Raw genomic sequence first — 17058 nt, 5'->3', positions numbered from 1 at the left:
AGGCGGCTGGCATTTCGTATGGAACTGCCCCACATTTGCCGCATACTTCGCGGTTGCTAAAGTCATCCCTTATGCCGCAAACCCCCGCGCCTTATTCCCCGGAACCTGGACGCCCCTCGAGCGCCCCGGACTTCCTGTTGTCCCGTGCACACGGCTCGGTGCGCACCCAAGGCGCAGTGCGCCAGTTTTCCGACGCCTTCGCCGCCATCGACGCCATCGAAGCCGGCGAGGTGGACATGGTCGTCGGTGCCCTTCCCTTCGACCAGGACTGCCCTGCCGCACTGACGGTGCCAGCAACCATCGTGCGCGAATCCGGCACGCTCGAGCCGCACCCCTACTACCGCGTTGGCCCGGGCTCGCAGCTTTCCGCCTCGGTGACCAGCTACGATCCCTCCCCGCAAGAACACCTGCGCAGGATCGAGGCCGCGCTCGGCACGATCGAGGCATCGAAGCTGAACAAAGTCGTCCTTGCCCGCGCGGTCGACGTCGCTTTCGACCCGCCGGTCGACCCGCGGCTCGTTGCCGCACGCCTGATTGATCTGTCGTACACGCGCGACGGGTTCATCGCCGACCTCACCCCTGCGGGCCGCCCCGGCAACTTCTTCGTGGGTTCCTCCCCCGAAGTCCTGGTCAAGCGCCGCGGCACGCAGGTGACCTCCCGTCCCATGGCTGGCTCCGCCGCGCGCATCCCCCACGACCGGGAGGCCGACGAGGCCGCGGCCAAGGCGCTGTACCACTCGGCGAAGGACCTTGACGAGCACGCCTACGTCGTCGACCACATTCGCGGCATCCTCGCCCCGCTATGCACCAGGTTGGAGATCCCGCAGCGCCCCGAGCTGGAAAAAACCAGCGAAATGTGGCACCTGGCCACGCCCATCCGGGGCGAACTGAAGGACCCCGCGCCCACCGCGCTTGATCTTGCGATGCGCCTCTACCCCACCCCGGCCGTCTGCGGCACCCCGCCGGAGGCCGCCGAGGCGCTCATTACCACAGCGGAAACTGACCGCGGCTTCTACGCCGGCGCAGTCGGCTACACCGAAGCGAACGGCGACGGCGAGTACATGGTGGCAATCCGCTGCGCCGAGGTCGATGCCTCCGGCGAAAGCGCCCGCACGTGGGCGGGCGGCGGCCTCGTCCTCGGCTCCGCCCCCCAAACAGAGCTCGACGAAACGAGCGCCAAGCTGCGCACGATCATGCGTGCGCTTGGCCTCTAACGCTTCGGCCCGTAGCCGCTTAGGCGCGGGCCACCGGGTTGCCCAAACGGCCGATGCCCGGGATCTCCACCTCGATGAAGTCGCCCGGCACCATCTCAGCAGTGCCGGCCGGGGAGCCGGTGGCCATCACGTCGCCTGGCAGCAGCGTGAACGACTGGGTGACCCACTCGATCATCTCCCCGATGTTCATGATCATCTGCTTGGAGTTGGAGTCCTGCTTCGTCTCGGTTGTCCCATCGTGGGTCAGGTGCGCCTTGATCGGCAGGTCGGAGAAGTCGAACTTGTCCAGGTCCGTCTCGATCCAGGGGCCGAGCGGGGCAAACGTGTCGATGCCTTTGGCGCGCGCCCACTGCCCGTCGGAAAACTGCAGGTCCCGAGACGACACGTCGTTGATGATGGTCACGCCGCGGACCACCGACTTCCAGTCCTTCGCCTTGACGTTTTTGCACGGCACCCCGATGACGACGGCCAGCTCGCCCTCGAACTCCACGCCGGTGGCAAAATCCGGGATACGGATCGGCGCGCCCGGGCCGACCACCGCTGTTGGCGGCTTGATAAAGATGGTCGGCGGCAGGTGCTCAGCCGACTCCTTGAACACCTCCGCCACGTGGTCCGCGTAGTTGCGCCCCACCGCCACGATCTTGCTGGGCAGCGTCGGCGCGAGCAGGCGCACGTCCTCGAGCTTGTATTCTTTTCCGGTGTACTCGGGTTCGGTGTACGGTGTGCCGGCAATCGCCTTGGCCACCGTTCCCTCGTCGTCGATGACGGCGAACGTCATCCCTTCAGGTGTTGCAATTCGTCCAAAACGCATAGGCAAGAGCATACCGAAGCGTATCGGCAAGTGATACATCACTCACTGACCAGCGCTAGGTAAAGTTCAGCACATGCTATCGCGTCTGTGAGCGCGCCGTGATTGGTGTAGCGCGGCAGCCGATAGCGCTCTCGCACCCGCGGCAACCGCAGGTCCTCGCCGCGCGGATACGTGCCCATGCGCTCCATGTGGCGCCGCTCCATCGTCATCGTATCCACAACCTCGGAATCGTGAATCTTCCAACGCTTTCCCTGCACCTGGGCGCGCAATTGGCCGAGGAAGCCCGTCTCCATCTGCGCGAAGTGCGCAAGCAGCCGTCTTCCCTCGATAGCCTGCGCAAACGCTTCCCACACCGCCGCCGGGTCTTCGCCGCGGGCGGCGACCTCGTCGTCGGTGATGCCGTGGACGGTGGCCGACTCCCCGACCTGCGCGCCAGCGAGCACGTGGTACTGTGCGCCAGACAGGTCGATCTCCTTGCCATTGACCGGCACCCAGCCGACGGCGACGAGCGCGTCGCGGCCCGGTTTCAGGCCGGTGGTTTCGACGTCGACGGCCAGCAGCGCCCCGTCGTCAAGCGATCTGCGCGTCGCGCGCGAGCCGAAGCCAAACATCTCACACCGCCTGCACGGGATACGTGTTCGCCAGCGCGTTCTGCAGCGACTTGATCACGCGGAAACTATCCCGTAGCGCCGCGCGGTCACGCTCGGACAGCTGCTTCGGATCGATGTGGTAGTTTGGCCGCTCACCGGCGCGCAGCTGGTGCGACTGGTGCTTCATCACCAGGTCAGACAGGTACTCGTACGCGCCGAGCAGGTCCTCCGCACCCTTCGCAGAAACAATTGCGCCCGGCACGCTCTGCGACGCCCCAATGCGCGCCACAGTATCCACCTCCCCCACCCCCGCAACGATGGCGTACAGGCGCGCCATCTGCACCACCGCCGCGGTGCCGCCGCGCTTGATGTCGAGGGTGGACGCATAATCCCCGCTGCGCTCGACGACGAGGCCACGGAAGAACCCGATCGGCGGCTCGCGGAAGGTCGCCAAAGCCGCAAGATGCGTGTGCAGGCGCCGCGAGCCGCGCGCCGAGGCCAGCGCGCTGTGGTGTACCTCGCGCGCTGCGTGCTTCGCCGCGGCGTCGGAGGCGAAGATGGTACGGAAATCGAAAAATACCTGCGCGTGCAGCAGCGCGTCCGGCTCCGGCGCCGTGACCCAGTGGTGGAAGGTGCGCTCCCACTGCGCCTGCGTCATACGCCACGCGTCGTTGGCGGCCATCATTCCGCCGGGGCACAGCGCCTGGCCGGCGTGCGCGAGTCCCTCGCAGACGAAGGTCCCCAGCGCTGCGAAATACTCCCCATGCGCAGCTGGGTCGTACCTGTTATCAAGCACGAGCGCGTTGTCCTGGTCAGAGGCCGGCCCCATCTCCCGTCGCGCCTGGGAGCCGACCGCCACGAATGCGAAGGGCACAGGTGCGGGCCCCAGCTGCTCCACCGCAAGCGTGCACAAGCGTTTCGCCACGCCGTCGGCAATAGAGGTGAGGATGCGCTGCGCCTCGCTCGCCGAGGCTCCACGTTCGAAGAAACGCGCAGCTACTTGGGCGGCCCGCCCAAAAGCGCCCTCGAGTTCTGCATAGCTGGCGCGCTCAACGTCGGCGGCCAGGTAGATCGGGTCCGCCTGGAGCAGACGCATAATGTCCGAAGACGTCACCACCCCGACGATGCCGTCATCGTCTTCCACCGGCAAATGGTGGATGCCCACCTCGCCCATCAGCAGCATTGCCTCGAAGACCAGCGCGGAGGCAGCGAGAGTACGCACCGGCGAGGTCATAATCTCGGACACCGGCCGATCCGGGTCCACGCGCGCGGCGACGACGCGCGAGCGCAAGTCGCGGTCGGTGACAATGCCCACCTCGTTCTCCCCCGCTTCGACAACCAGGCAGGTCACTCGGTGGCGATCCATCGCCGCCGCAGCCTCCGCGATCGGCGTCGCTCGCGCAATAGTGTGCAGCTTGCGGCCACGGATAATCTCCGCCAGTTTCGTGCGCAGCACCTGGCCCGAGCCGGAGTCGCGCACGTCCTCCGCGGCGGCTGCCACGCGGCGCGAGGCCGTCTGGAAGAAACGCTCGAGGTCTGGGTGCGCGGCAAGCAACGCCGTAAACGGCTCGCGAGGCAAAAGAAGCAGCACGCAATCCTCCACCGCAGTCATGGTGTACTGCGACTCGCGCGCGCCGACGAGCGTGGAGAAGCCAAAGTTCTTGCCCGCGTCTCGACGGTCGAGCAACAGCCCGTCCGCAGCGATGATGTCGACCGCGCCGGAACGGATAATGTGCAGCGTATCGTTGGCCTCCCCCAACCCCACGACAGTCGTGCCGCGCCGCACGTAGGTGAGGCGCATCTGCGCCGGCAGAGCGCTCAGCTCCTCGGCCGGCAGATGCGAGAAGGGCTCGTGCTGGGCGAGAAAGCCGCTTAGCTCTTCAAGTTCGACGCTCATGCCCCAACACTAGCGTGAGACGTCCCACACGCGTGGCGTTTTTACTGATAACTCACAAACCAGGGCTTGGGTGCAACGTCGTTGAACGTCTGCTCGGGGGTAAAGGTCGGCTCGTCCTCGTCGATAAAGTTCTTCCACGCCATGTGGAAACCAGGGTCGAGGTCCTTGCGCAACAGGTCCCAGGTCTCAAACTTCTGGCCCGGGGAGCCGTGCCCGTCCGCGTGCAGGATGTACGCCAGCTCGTCGTGGTCGGTGCGAATATTCTCCCGGTCAGGGAACATCCCCAGCTGGAACTGGTGCAGCACGAACGCCTTCTGGGGCAGGTTGTGCTCGCGGGTAAAGGCGGCGAGCCAGTCGGCCACCACGTTGATCTCCTCGGCGGTTGCGGAGCCGACGCGCGAAAGCGGCTCCTCTCCCGGGTTAAGCTTCCACTCGGCATCGAGCGCGAGCCCGACGTTGGGCCGCTTCAGCAGCTCCTCGTACAGCTTGACCTGGTGCATAAAGTCGCCTTGGCCCGGTTGCAGGTCGATCACCGCGTAACCACCCGCCTCCGTGATGGCGTCGATATACGGCACGACTGAAGCCACGTCGGCTTCGTTGGAGTAGTCCCCGTCCTCGCCCGGCGAGTTCGATGCGACCGTCACGATGATCTCGAACGCGGGGACCACCGGTTCCTCGGAAAACGCCTGGTACTTCCCCGCGTACTCCTTCGCCAGCGCGGCGGCCTCCGCCGGTGGCTGCTCACCCATCACACCGAGCTCGGGTGCAAAAGAGTGCCCGTACAGCGCAATCATCCGTCGGCCCGGAAACACCAGGCCACCGCCACCGGGCAGCTCGCCATTGTCTGCAAGCGCGATGCGCGACTGAAACTTCTCAGTCGTGCCCCACTGGCGGCCCAGCGCGAGCGTGTCCTGTTCAGCCACTGTGCGCATGCTTGCCGACGTCGCCCGCGGGTCCGGCGCCGCCACCACCTCGATATCGGCGCCGGCCGCGCGGGCGGTCGCCGCCGCTGCCCGGGAAGTCTGGGGGCTCGCCAGCATCGGGGGCAGCGCAAGGTCGAGCGGCTGTGCTGCCTCGAGGCCGGCGATCGCCGCGACGTCGCGCTCTGGTGCGTCGCTTGCCGCGGGCTCGGTGTCGGCGACCTCCGGGTCCTCGCTCGGAACCTCGATCACAGTCGAGGCTCCGAGGCGCTCGATTTCCGCATCGACGGCCGCCTCGGTGTTCGGCCACCGCGTCAGCATCGGCACCCCGCGCTCTGTCGCGACTGCCGCACCCCTGAGTTGATCCTCGCGCTGTGGGCCCGCCACCACGACCGCGTCGGCGGATGCAAAGAGCCGTTTCGACACCTCGACTCCGGTGCCGTCTGCATCCGCGATGACCTCGGAGCCCTCGGTCTCGAGCCGCTGGCCTTGCCCTTCGGCCACGGATGCGCCGGTCACGCCCTTGAGGCCGCCGAGCGCGCCGCTGAAACCGAGGACGGCCATGATGAGCGCGGCAATCAACGCGCAAACACTCACGACCCTGGCGCGGGTGGTGTGCAATCGCATACTGTCGGGCACCTTTCTTTGCGGTCACATGATTTTCACAAGTCTACGGTGCCGCCGCCGCGAGACGTCGTCCGACTTCCCTAAGAACACAAAATGCCCCGCATTTCGCGGGGCATGCTGGGTCAGCGCCTACGCCAGCGCGGCAACAATCCGGTCGCCGACCTCGGGCGTCGAAATCGGGCCGTCGCCGCGCGAGGCCACGTCAGCTTCGACCGCTTCCTCGATGCGCGCGGCATTGGTCTCGTCGCCCAAGAAGCGCAGCATCATGGCCACGGAAAGGATCATCGCCGACGGGTCGGCGACGCCTTGGCCAGCGATGTCCGGTGCCGAACCGTGCACCGGCTCGAACATGGAGGGAAACTCGCCTACCGCGTTGATGTTGCCCGAGCACGCCTGGCCGACGCCGCCGGTGACCGCGCCGGCAAGATCGGTAAGAATGTCGCCGAAGAGGTTGTCGGTCACGATCACGTCGTAGCGGGCCGGGTCGTCGACCATGTAGATCGTCGCCGCGTCGATGTGGTTGTAGTCTACGTCCACCTCAGGGAACTCCTGCGACAGCTCGTCAACGACTCGCTTCCACAGGCCACCAGCGTTGACCAGCACATTCGTCTTGTGTACGAGGGTGAGCTTCTTGCGCCGCGTCATCGCCAGCTCGAAGGCGTAGCGCACCACCCGCTCGGCACCGAAGTAGGTGTTCTGGCTGACCTCGGAGGCCACCTCGTGCACCGTGCCTTGGCGCAGGGTGCCGCCGTTGCCGGCGTAGAGGCCCTCGGTGCCCTCGCGAACCACCACGAAATCGATGTCGCCGGGGTTGGCCAGCGGGCTTGTCGACGTCGGGTACAACCGCGAGGGCCGCAGGTTAACGTAGTGGTCCAGCTTGAAACGCAGCGGCAGCAGCAGGCCGCGTTCGAGCACGCCTGCGGGGACGTTGGCCGGGTCGCCGATCGCGCCCAGCAAAATTGCGTCGTGTTCCTTCAGGCTGTCCAGGTCGGCGTCGGTAAGCAGCTCGCCGTTGCGCAGGTAGCGGCGCGCGCCGAGGTCGTAATCGGTGGTTTCCACGTCGTCGCGCACCGCGGACAGCACCTTTAGGCCCTCTGCCATAACCTCGGTGCCGATGCCGTCGCCGCCAATCACTGCGATCTTCATTTTTGAGATTCCTTTCTCACCTGTTGGACTTGCCTGTGAGTGTAGCAGCACACGCAGGCAAAAGTGCGCCCCCGCACCACATTTTTTGGCGCGGGGGCGTGGCGAAATCGCCAGTGGTCCTAGTCCAGCACCACCTGCAACGCAGATGCCCCGAGTGCGTCAGCGATCTCATCAACGAGCTCGTCCGGTACCTCGGACTCGACGCGCAGGATCAAGATCGCGCCATCGCCCTTCGACGCCTGGGTCAGCGCCGCAGCCTCGATGTTGATGCCCTTCGCGCCCAGCTTGGAGCCCACAGTGCCCAGCGCGCCCGGCGCATCGGTGTAGCGGAAGAAGAGGTTGCGGCCCTCGGCGCGCATGTCCAGGCCGCGGCCGTTGATACGGACAATCTTCTCCACGCCCTCCAGGCCGGTCAGCGCGCCGGTCACGGTCACGGTCTCGCCGCTGCTGGAAACGATCTGCACCTCGAGTGCGCTACGATGCGCTCGCGCCTCGGTCTGGGTCTCCACCGAGTAGGTCAGGCCACGGGACTCGGCAATCTGCGGAGCATTGACGAAGGTCACCGGCTCATCGATGATGCCGGAGAACAAACCGCGCACCGCAGACAGGCCGAGCGAGTCGATCTGCTCGGTCGACAGCTCGCCGCGGGCGGTGACCTTCAGCGAGACCGGGGCCTCGTCCAGCAGCTCGCCCGCAATCAGGCCGAGCTTGCGGGCCAGGTCCAGCCAGCGAGCCACCTCTTCACCAACGCGACCACCAGTGATGTTGACCGCGTCCGCGACGAACTCGCCCGCCAGCGCCTTGAGCACCGAGTCGGCCACGTCCGTGCCCGCGCGGTCCTGCGCCTCAACAGTGGAGGCACCCAGGTGCGGGGTCACCACAACTTCGTCGAGGGCGAACAGTGGCGAGTCGGTGCACGGCTCGGAAGCGTAAACGTCGAAGCCGGCGCCGCGGATCGGGCCGTTCACGATGGCGTCGGCAAGCGCCTGCTCATCCACCAGACCACCGCGCGCGGCGTTAATCAGGATCTGCCCCTCCTTGGCCTTCGACAGCAGGTCCGCGTTGAACATGCCCGCGGTTTCCTTCGTCTTCGGCAGGTGGATGGTGACAAAGTCGGCGCGGCCCATGAGCTCCTCCAGCTCGACGAGCTCCACGCCAAGCTGCGCGGCGCGCGCGGGGTTGGCGTAGGGGTCGTACGCAATAACGGTGGTCTCGAACGCGCTCAGGCGCTGGGCAAACAGCTGGCCGATGTGGCCGAAGCCGACGATGCCGACGGTCTTGCCAAAGATCTCCACGCCCTTGAACGAGGAGCGCTTCCACTCACCTTCGCGCAGCGTCGCATCCGCCGCGGGAATCTGGCGCGCGGTGGAAAGCAGCAGCGCGATGGCGTGCTCGCAGGCGGAGTGGATATTCGAGGTCGGGGCGTTCGCCACCATCACGCCGCGTTCGGTGGCGGCGGGGATGCCCACGTTGTCCAGCCCCACGCCCGCACGGCCGATGATCTTGAGGTTCTTGGCGGCCGCAATCACCTCGCTATCGACGGTCGTTGCGGAGCGAACGAGCAGCGCGTCAGCCTCCGGGACCGCGGCGAGGAGTTCTTCGCGATTCGGCCCGTCGACCCAGCGGACCTCGACTGCGTCTCCGAGCGCTTCAACGGTGGATTGGGACAGTTTGTCAGCGATCAGCACGACCGGTTTGGACACTGGGATCGACTCCTGTGCATTTCAATATCTCAATAGGTACGCGCGTCAGTGTAGCCCGAAAAACCGCCGCTGTCTGCCAATCTCGATTAATAATTTTCCTCGGCCTGCATAATACGCCCCGGAATATCAATCGCCCGGCCAAACTGCGTGCCAAGCAGCACCAGCGGAGCGTCCTCCAACCCAGCCATCGCGAGCAAAGTGCTTTCCGACGCCCGCGGGTCCGGATCGTCCACGTATACCACCGCGGCCCCAAACGAGCGCGCATTCGCAATCGCGGCAATGGAGGACTCCCCCGTCGCCACCACCTGCGGTGCCATGCCCGCGTCCCGACGCGAATGCACGGGGAAAGGCCTCGCCTTCGCGTTCGGCTTGACCACTGGCTGCGCCCACGAGGCGTTCAGCCAGGTCGGGCGCGAAGTGTCAAGCTCCGCCACCGCGCGCTGCGCTCGCGCCGGATCCTGTACCGCGCGTTCGCGGAAGCGCACCGATGTCATCGCCCCAAGCGCCTCCAACCCACCCGGGTCGCGATTGATCCGCACGGCGCCGGAAAGTGGGGCGAGAGGCACGTCACCGACGGTGAGCACGGTGTGTGCCTTGAGCCGCTGAATCTCCTGAATCACCTGCGCGTGGTGCTGCGCGTCGTACACCAGCAGCGGCGCGTGCGCGTATGCAGCTATCGAAGCCGCGCGCAGCTGCGCCTCCGGCGTAGGATCCGTCACCACCAGCGTTTCCGATGTCTCAAAGAAATACTCGGAGCTGACCAACCCATTGGTGTCGTCGAGCACGACCGGACGGTCGTCGAAGGACGCGGCGACGTGCCGCGATTGGTTCGCGGTGCGCGCCTTTTCCAGCGGCGATTCCGTCGCGTCCTCGGCGCACCCGCCTAGCGCGAGCGCGCACGCGCACAGCACTCCGATGACGCCGCGCGCCCTAATCCGTGCCGCCATCGCCCTCGCAAAGGTCCCGCACAACGGCCTTATCCAGCGCGTACTCAATAATGCCGACGAAGCGCTCGCGCCGGTAGTCAATGAAGCCTTCCCAGTCGGAGTGCAAGAGGTCTGCCGGGCGGATTTCGTGCCCCTGCAGCATCGCGTCGAACTCCGCGTCGTCCATCAGCGATTTTGATTGCAGGCGCGGCAGGTAACGCTTCGGCTCGTTGTTTTCCATCACCACGTCCGTGCGCCTGCCCATTGGTGTGCGGTTGAGCACCGAATCCGCCAGCTGTTCGTCCGCGCCCGCGGCCAGGCAGAACTCGCGTGGGAAGACGGTGTGGAAGCGTGGGAGCAGCTCGCCGATCGTCTCACGCGTGAATGGCTTCCCGGTGCGCCAATCCAGCGCACCGCGGGCCATCAGCAGCGCGTAAAGGCCGCGGTACACCCCGCTTTCCGCGGTCGCAGTGAGCAGGCGGGACTCGGCGAAGGTGGCGTCGGTAACCGTGCGCGGCACCTCGTCGGTCTCTCCCCGCACCCACGGGGTGACCTGGGTGACGTCTAAACCTGCGCGGATCGACGGCGCGTGCGCGCCGTAGAGTTCGCCGAAGACCCCCGACCAGAACCACCGGTTGAGCCGGTCCTTTGCCTCTTGCCGTTCCAGCACCTCCGGGTCTTCAGCAAGCCGAGCCAGGATGGTCGCCAGGGGCACGATCTGGGCAGCGTAGGGCACCTGGTCGACCGCGAGAATCCGCCGCTCTGCCAAAAACTCTGCCGCAGCAACGAACGCGTCGGTCAGCTCCGCTGCGTGCCCGAGGTATTCGTCGAGCGAGATGTTCAAAATGTCGCCGCGGTGCCCCACCGCGTGCCCCTTCCTGCAGGTAAGCAGCAGGGAAAGCGCACGCAAGTACTCAATTCGGCCGATGTTATCCAGCGCCGGATACTCACGCAGGCGCGCCTCCTGACGCGCGAAGTGCTCGCTTAAGTGAAACTCCGGATCCTCCGAGGCAAACACGGCCGTGAGCAGCTCGAAAACGTCCATCTGCACCCCGGCGGAATTCGCGTGCGCAAAAATCTGGCCGACGCCGATCTGCGAGGTTTCGCGGTCGATACGGATCACCGGTACGTCATAGGCCGGCAGCCAACGCAGCACGCCGTGCTGGAACGCCTTGACCGCCTCCCGCATCTCCAGGTCATCCGATTCCGCGGCCAGGTCGATAAGCAGGTCGGCCCCCTCCTTCCAGAGCAGCGTTGAAATCGGCACCACGCCGTGGGCGAGCATGTCTTCGCGCGAGGTGATCCCGCCTTCGATCTGTGGACCGAAGTGGGACCGGACCTTGCCATCGAGGTCTACCGCAAACACGGATTCCACTGGCATCGGATCCGCAGACACCGCCGCGCGCACGTCGACGAAGAAGCGGCGCTCGATGCGCCGGCCGAGGTAGTCGACGGCCGGAATGACCCCGTCGCCCTTGAAGGCGTGGTAGAGGGAGGTAAGGCGCTGCTGTCCGTCGAGAAGCAGCAGGCCCGGCTCGCAATCATCAGGGCGCAGCCCCTCGAGCGGGCGCGGGCGAAAACGCATCGGCGCGTTGCGGGTGTCGAGGGCGAGGAAGGAACCGACCGGGTAGCCGCGCAGTACAGAGGTCACGAGGGTGCGGACGCGGTCGACGTCCCAGATGTATTCGCGTTGGAAATCGGGCAGTTGCAATTCGCCGCGCTCAGCGCGGGCGAAGAGGTCTTTTAAGGAATAGCTCGGCGTGGTAAATCCCATGGCTCCAACACTAGAGCAGAATCAGCAAACCTTCTCGTGGGATTCGTGCTCCGGGTGTTCGATCTGGATGGTCGAGTGCTCGATGCCGTGGCCGCGGAGGGCCTGCTGCGCGGCGTCGAGAAGCGGGCCTTCGGCGACGCTGCCATCGCGGACAAGGTGCACGGTGGCGAGCACGCTGACGCCGTCCAGGCTCCACAGGTGCAGGTCGTGGATGTCGGCCACCCCCGGTAATGCCCGCAGGGTCGGGCCTATCGTGCTCGCGTCGAAGTCTGCCGGAACCTGCTCGAGCAGCACGCCTGCCGACAGCCGCATCAGCTGCCATGCCCGCGGGAGCACCAGGGCCGCGATCACCAGCGAGGCGATCACATCCGCAGCGACGAAACCGGTTGTTAGTACCACGATGCTCGCCACAATCACCGCCACCGAACCGAGCAGGTCCACCAGGACATGCAAAAACGCGCCCTCGACGTTGATCGACGCATCGCGATGCCGGTGCAGCACCCAGGCGGACAGCGCGTTCGCAACCAGGCCGATCACCGCGATGACCAGCATCGTCTGGCCTTGCACGTCGGCCGGACTGCGCAGGCGGCGCACCGCCTCAACGACGATCCACACCGAGATGCCAAGCACCAACACTGCGTTGACCAGCGCCGCCAGCACCTCAACGCGGCGGTAGCCGTAGGTGGCCTGCGCAGAAGCTTGACGACGCCCAACCAACACCGCGATCACCGCAATAATCAGCCCCGCAGCGTCGGAAAGCATGTGCATCGCATCGGCCATCAGCGCCATCGATCCCGCCAGCCAGCCACCGATGAGCTCCGCGAAAAAGACGGTGCCGGTAATGGTGAGCGCGCCAACCAGCGCACCCAGCGGGGTACGTGAGTGATCGTGGTCGTGATGGTGCTCGTGTGCCATGTGTCCAGCGTACGGCCGTCGTCCGCTAATGACAACTAAATGAAAACGGTTCTCAGCGGGCGGGTTCGGGCATAGTCGGGCAAAGTTTGTTAGTCTGGGAGGCTGCACAATGCCCGCGCGGCCAAATTGGTACGCTTTTTCGTGTACACACGCAAAGGCGCAGCCGCGCAGAGACGACATAGATGAAAGGACACGCACATGACCACTTCCCAGCCGAACCCGAACGACCCGAGGCACGACAAGGCACCGGCTACGCCGGCAACCACCCCCGGCGAGACCGCCGGTTCGACCGCTGTGACCGCGGATGAGACCGAGGCTGCCGCAGGCGGCAACGGCGGCGGCTGGTGGAAGTGGCTGCTGGGTATCCTGGTCGCGCTGCTGCTGGTCTGGCTGCTGCTTGGCCTGTTCAACAGCGACAGCGACAGCGATGGCGACGACGCAGCGGTCACCGAAACCTCGACGGTCGCCACCGAGACCAGCGAAGAGACCGTCACCGTGGGCAACGACGGCGAGGCCGCGGAAACCCCGGCTGAGGGCGCAGAGGACGCTGAAGGTACCGAGGACGCTGAGGACGCGGAGGGTGCAGACCTCACCGAGCAGGCGGGCGATGCCGTCGAGAGCGCGACCGACGCTGTCGGCGACAAGGCTGGCGAGGCTGCCGACGCAGTCAACGGCGAGAACTAAGCCGCCTTCCCACCACGTAAACGGCCGCCGCGAGGAATTTGCTCCTCGCGGCGGCCGTTTTGCCGCTTACACCACTTACGCGGTCTCGTTGAGCGGGTTCTTCACCCAGCTCATCATGTCGCGCAGCTGCGCACCGGTCTTCTCGATCGGGTGCTGAGCAACCTTGGCACGCAGGTCCTCGAGCTCCTTGTTGCCGCCCTCAACGTTGGCGACAAGGCGCTTGGTAAATTCGCCGGACTGGATATCCTTGAGGATGTCGCGCATGCGGTCCTTCGCGCCCTCGTCGATCACGCGCGGGCCGGAGAGGTAGCCACCAAACTCCGCGGTGTCGGACACCGAGTAGTTCATGTTGGCGAGGCCGCCTTCGTAGATGAGGTCGACGATGAGCTTGATCTCGTGCAGGCACTCGAAGTAGGCCATCTCCGGCTCGTAGCCGGCCTCGGTGAGCACCTCAAAGCCCTTCATGATGAGGTCTTCCAGGCCACCACAGAGCACGGCCTGCTCTCCGAAGAGGTCGGTGACAGTCTCGGCCTCGAAGGTGGTGGGGATAACGCCGGCGCGGGCACCGCCGATGGCAGTGGCGTAAGACAGGGCGAGCTCGCGGCCGCTGCCCTGCGGGTCCTGCTCGATGGCGATCAGGCAGGGCACGCCCTTGCCGTCAACGTAAGTGCGGCGCACCAGGTGACCCGGCCCCTTCGGTGCGACCATGCCGATGGTGACGGTGTCTGCCGGCTCGATCAGCTTGAAGTGGATATTCAGGCCGTGGCCGAAGAACAGGGCGTCGCCGTCCTTCAGGTTCGGCTCAATGTCGTTGCGGAAGATCTCGGCCTGGGAGGTGTCCGGGGCCAGCAGCATGATTACATCTGCCCACTTCGCGGCCTCCGCGTTGGTCTTGACCTCAAAGCCGGCTTCCTCCGCCTTCGCCGCAGACTTGGAGCCTTCGCGCAGGCCGACGACGACCTCAACACCGGACTCGCGCAGGTTCTGCGCGTGGGCGTGGCCCTGGGAGCCGTAGCCGATGATGGCGACCTTCTTGCTCTGGATGATGGACAGGTCTGCGTCGTTGTCGTAAAAGACGTCAATAGCCATGAGTGAAACACTCACCTTTCCTATTCTATGAGACAGCTATTTCATATTATGGCACAAGTGCCGTGGGTTGTGGGGTAAACGTGGCGTCGAAAAGCGAGCGACTAGCCCTTCGAGGGTGCCATTGTCTTCGGACCGCGGTTCAGCGCGATGTTGCCGGAACGCGCCAGCTCCTTGATGCCGAAGGTGTCCATCAGCTCAAGGAAGGCCTTGAGCTTCTCCGAGGACCCAGTAGCCTCGATGACTACCGACTCCGGCGACACGTCCACGATATGAGCGCGGAAAATATTCGCCGCGTCCACCACCTGCGGACGGTTCTGATTCGTCGTGGCAACTTTTACCAGCAAGAGCTGGCGCGCTACCGTCGAGTCATCCTCCAAGCGCAGCACCTTGATCACCTGGATTAGCTTGTGCAGCTGCTTGGTGATCTGCTCGATGGCGTACTCGGATGCATCCACCACGATGGTCAAGCGGTTAATCCCCTCGGTCTCCGTCTTCGCGGACACCAGCGAGACCAGGTTGTAGCCACGGCGCGTAAACAGCGCCGACACGCGGGTGATAATGCCGTCGACGTCCTGCACCAGCACCGAAAGCGTATTGCGGGTAATGGGATCTTGCTGTGGCATTTACTTTTCCTCCTGTGCGGGCTGCTTTGCGGGCTGGTTGTCGAGCGTGTCGATGGTCTCGCTGATCGCCTCCGGGGTCTCGCCCGCGGATTCCTCCATATCGAAGAAGGGGCGCATGCCGAGCGCGTACTGCATGTCCGAATTCGACGCGCCGGCCGAAATCATCGGCCACACCTGCGCGTCCTCGCCGACGATGAACTCGACGACGACCGGGCGGTCATTGATCGCACGCGCCCTCTCGATCGCGGGCACGACCTCTTCCTCTTTCGTCACGCGGATCGCCTCCGCACCCAGCGCCTGCGAAAGCTTGACAAAGTCCGGCACGTAGACCTCTTCCCCACCGAGCTTGGTGTGGGAGTAGTTGCCGTCGTAGAACAGCGTCTGCCACTGGCGCACCATGCCGAGGTTGCCGTTGTTAATCAGCGCGACCTTGAAGGGGAAGCCCTCCATCGCGGCAGTGGTCAGCTCCTGGTTGGTCATCTGGAAGCAGCCGTCACCGTCGATCGCCCAGACTTCCTTGTCCGGGCAGCCCGCCTTCGCGCCGAGCGCAGCAGGGATGGAGAAGCCCATCGTGCCCAGGCCACCAGAGTTGATCCAGTGCCGCGGCTTCTCAAAGTCGATAAACTGCGCCGACCACATCTGGTGCTGGCCCACGCCAGAGACATAAATCGCGTCCGGCCCAACCGTCTTCGACAGCGTCTCAATGACGTACTGCGGCGACAGCTTACCGTCATGCTGCGGGTCGTAGCCGCGGGGAAAGCGCTCCTTCAGCGAATTCAAGCGCGTGAGCCATTCGCTTATCGACGGCGGCGCATTCCTCTTTTCATCCCGAAACGCCTCAGTCAGCTGCGCCAGGACTCGCTTCGCATCTCCCACGATCGGCACATCCGTCTCACGAATCTTGCCCACCTCCGCCGGGTCAATATCGGCGTGAATCGTCTTTGCGTGCGGGGCGAACGTCGAGGTGTCGCCGGTGACGCGGTCGTCGAAACGCGTGCCGATCGCGATGAGCAGGTCGGATTCCTGCAGCGCGCCGACCGCCGGCACCGAGCCGTGCATACCCGGCATGCCCATGTACAGCGGGTGCGACTGCGGGAACGCGCCGAGCGCCATCAAGGTGGTCACCACCGGCACGCCGGTCCGCTCCGCGAACGCGAGCAGTTCCTCGTGGGCACCCGCCTTGACCACGCCGCCGCCGATGTAGAGCACGGGGCGCTTTGCGGCCGCGATCATCTTTGCAGCCTGCGCGATCTGCCGGTTGTGCGGCTTGACGTTCGGCTTGTAGCCGGGCAGGTCGACCTCCGGCGGCCAGGAGAACTCGAACTCCGCGGACTGGACGTCCTTCGGGATGTCCACGAGCACCGGGCCGGGTCGGCCCGTGGTAGCCAGGTGGTGCGCAGCAGCGATGGCGCGCGGGATGTCCTCGACGTTGGTCACCATGACGTTGTGCTTCGTAATTGGCATGGTGATGCCGCGGATATCGGCCTCCTGGAAGGCATCGGTGCCGATCAGGGGCGAGCCGACCTGGCCGGTGATCGCGATCATCGGCACCGAGTCCAGGTAGGCATCCGCGATGGCGGTGACCAGGTTCGTCGCACCCGGCCCCGAGGTGGCCAGGCAGACGCCGACCTCGCCGGAGGCAACCGCGTAGCCCTCGGCGGCGTGGCCGGCGCCCTGCTCGTGGCGCACGAGGACGTGGCGCAGTTTCTTGGCGGCAAACAGGGCGTCGTAAAGCGGCAGCACCGCACCACCCGGCAACCCGAAGACCACCCGGGTCCCTAGTTCCTCGAGGCTCCGCACTACCGCGTCCGCGCCTGTCATACGCTCCGGCGCGACTGGCGAGGCCGGTTGCGAGTTCTTTGTCGGGGGCTCCTGTGAGGCTGCCACGATTCCAAGCTCCTTGGGTGAAAGATGTCGGTCAGAGGGTCGATCAAAACAAAAGCCCCCGAACCAGCACGAGTGCTGTCGAGGGCGCTTGTTGTCAGCGGCGTAGAAAAACGAACCCGCTACGGCAAGCGCCGCGTGGGAATTCGTACTACTAGTCGCCGATTGATCATGTGGCTCACCTTACACAACGACCGCGGCGTGAGGGGCGATTTCACTGATTAAAATTCACGTCTCACTCCATGGGGCGATTTG

Annotated in this window: 14 protein-coding genes; 2 read left to right on the top strand and 12 right to left on the bottom strand. The window is 65.4% G+C overall.

Translation table 11 applies throughout. The features are described 5' to 3' along the window. Positions 1–71: 71 nt before the first annotated feature. On the top strand, positions 72–1214 hold the full coding sequence (locus M3G14_RS05130) for an isochorismate synthase MenF (protein ID WP_259925166.1): 1143 nt from the start codon (positions 72–74) through the stop codon (positions 1212–1214). Positions 1215–1233: 19 nt separating this feature from the next. On the opposite strand, the gene M3G14_RS05125 is transcribed toward M3G14_RS05130, so the two are convergent. The 9 genes from M3G14_RS05125 to M3G14_RS05085 all read right to left on the bottom strand — a co-directional run bounded on the left by M3G14_RS05125 (position 1234) and on the right by M3G14_RS05085 (position 12523). Further along, positions 1234–2025, bottom strand: a complete 792-nt coding sequence (locus M3G14_RS05125) for a fumarylacetoacetate hydrolase family protein (protein ID WP_259925164.1) — start codon at positions 2023–2025, stop codon at positions 1234–1236. A 38-nt stretch (positions 2026–2063) separates the two neighbouring features. Continuing rightward, on the bottom strand, positions 2064–2636 hold the full coding sequence (locus M3G14_RS05120; RefSeq protein ID WP_259925163.1) for an exonuclease domain-containing protein: 573 nt from the start codon (positions 2634–2636) through the stop codon (positions 2064–2066). A 1-nt stretch (position 2637) separates the two neighbouring features. After that, positions 2638–4512 carry a DUF294 nucleotidyltransferase-like domain-containing protein gene (locus M3G14_RS05115; RefSeq protein ID WP_259925162.1) on the bottom strand — a complete coding sequence of 625 codons (1875 nt, stop codon included), beginning with the start codon at positions 4510–4512 and terminating at the stop codon, positions 2638–2640. Between the two features lie 41 nt (positions 4513–4553). Next, entirely contained in the window at positions 4554–6059 is a 1506-nt protein-coding gene (locus tag M3G14_RS05110) for a cell wall-binding repeat-containing protein (RefSeq protein ID WP_259925161.1), read from the bottom strand. Between the two features lie 129 nt (positions 6060–6188). Further along, positions 6189–7205 (bottom strand): 3-isopropylmalate dehydrogenase, encoded by a 1017-nt coding sequence (locus tag M3G14_RS05105; RefSeq protein WP_259925159.1) that lies wholly within the window; start codon positions 7203–7205, stop codon positions 6189–6191. Between the two features lie 119 nt (positions 7206–7324). Continuing rightward, the gene (gene serA, locus M3G14_RS05100; protein WP_259925154.1) at positions 7325–8908 is read right to left on the bottom strand and encodes a phosphoglycerate dehydrogenase; all 1584 of its coding nucleotides are present in this window, start codon (positions 8906–8908) and stop codon (positions 7325–7327) included. An 86-nt stretch (positions 8909–8994) separates the two neighbouring features. Continuing rightward, positions 8995–9855 carry a hypothetical protein gene (locus M3G14_RS05095; RefSeq protein WP_259925153.1) on the bottom strand — a complete coding sequence of 287 codons (861 nt, stop codon included), beginning with the start codon at positions 9853–9855 and terminating at the stop codon, positions 8995–8997. Next, complete coding sequence (locus tag M3G14_RS05090) at positions 9839–11608, bottom strand: DUF262 domain-containing protein (RefSeq protein ID WP_259925152.1); 1770 nt, start codon at positions 11606–11608, stop codon at positions 9839–9841. Before M3G14_RS05090 ends, M3G14_RS05095 begins: the two co-directional genes overlap by 17 nt. Before the next feature lie 21 nt (positions 11609–11629). Beyond that, positions 11630–12523: a cation diffusion facilitator family transporter gene (locus tag M3G14_RS05085; protein WP_259925151.1), complete on the bottom strand. Its 894-nt coding sequence runs from the start codon at positions 12521–12523 to the stop codon at positions 11630–11632. Between the two features lie 198 nt (positions 12524–12721). Between M3G14_RS05085 and M3G14_RS05080 the strand changes: the two genes are divergently transcribed. Then, positions 12722–13207, top strand: a complete 486-nt coding sequence (locus M3G14_RS05080; RefSeq protein WP_259925150.1) for a hypothetical protein — start codon at positions 12722–12724, stop codon at positions 13205–13207. Positions 13208–13282: 75 nt separating this feature from the next. Here M3G14_RS05080 and ilvC read toward each other — a convergent pair whose 3' ends face one another. The 3 genes from ilvC to M3G14_RS05065 form a co-directional block, all read right to left on the bottom strand. Continuing rightward, entirely contained in the window at positions 13283–14296 is a 1014-nt protein-coding gene (gene ilvC / locus M3G14_RS05075) for a ketol-acid reductoisomerase (protein ID WP_259925298.1), read from the bottom strand. Positions 14297–14397: 101 nt separating this feature from the next. Further along, positions 14398–14919: an acetolactate synthase small subunit gene (gene ilvN / locus M3G14_RS05070; RefSeq protein ID WP_259925148.1), complete on the bottom strand. Its 522-nt coding sequence runs from the start codon at positions 14917–14919 to the stop codon at positions 14398–14400. Further along, positions 14920–16740, bottom strand: a complete 1821-nt coding sequence (locus tag M3G14_RS05065; RefSeq protein WP_396122196.1) for an acetolactate synthase large subunit — start codon at positions 16738–16740, stop codon at positions 14920–14922. It abuts the gene before it with no gap. Positions 16741–17058 lie beyond the last annotated feature (318 nt).

Source organism: Corynebacterium sp. p3-SID1056 (assembly GCF_025152525.1).
Lineage (GTDB): Bacteria > Actinomycetota > Actinomycetes > Mycobacteriales > Mycobacteriaceae > Corynebacterium.
The sequence above is the reverse complement of the archived record's forward strand: the minus strand, read 5'-3'. Positions and strand labels throughout refer to the sequence as shown.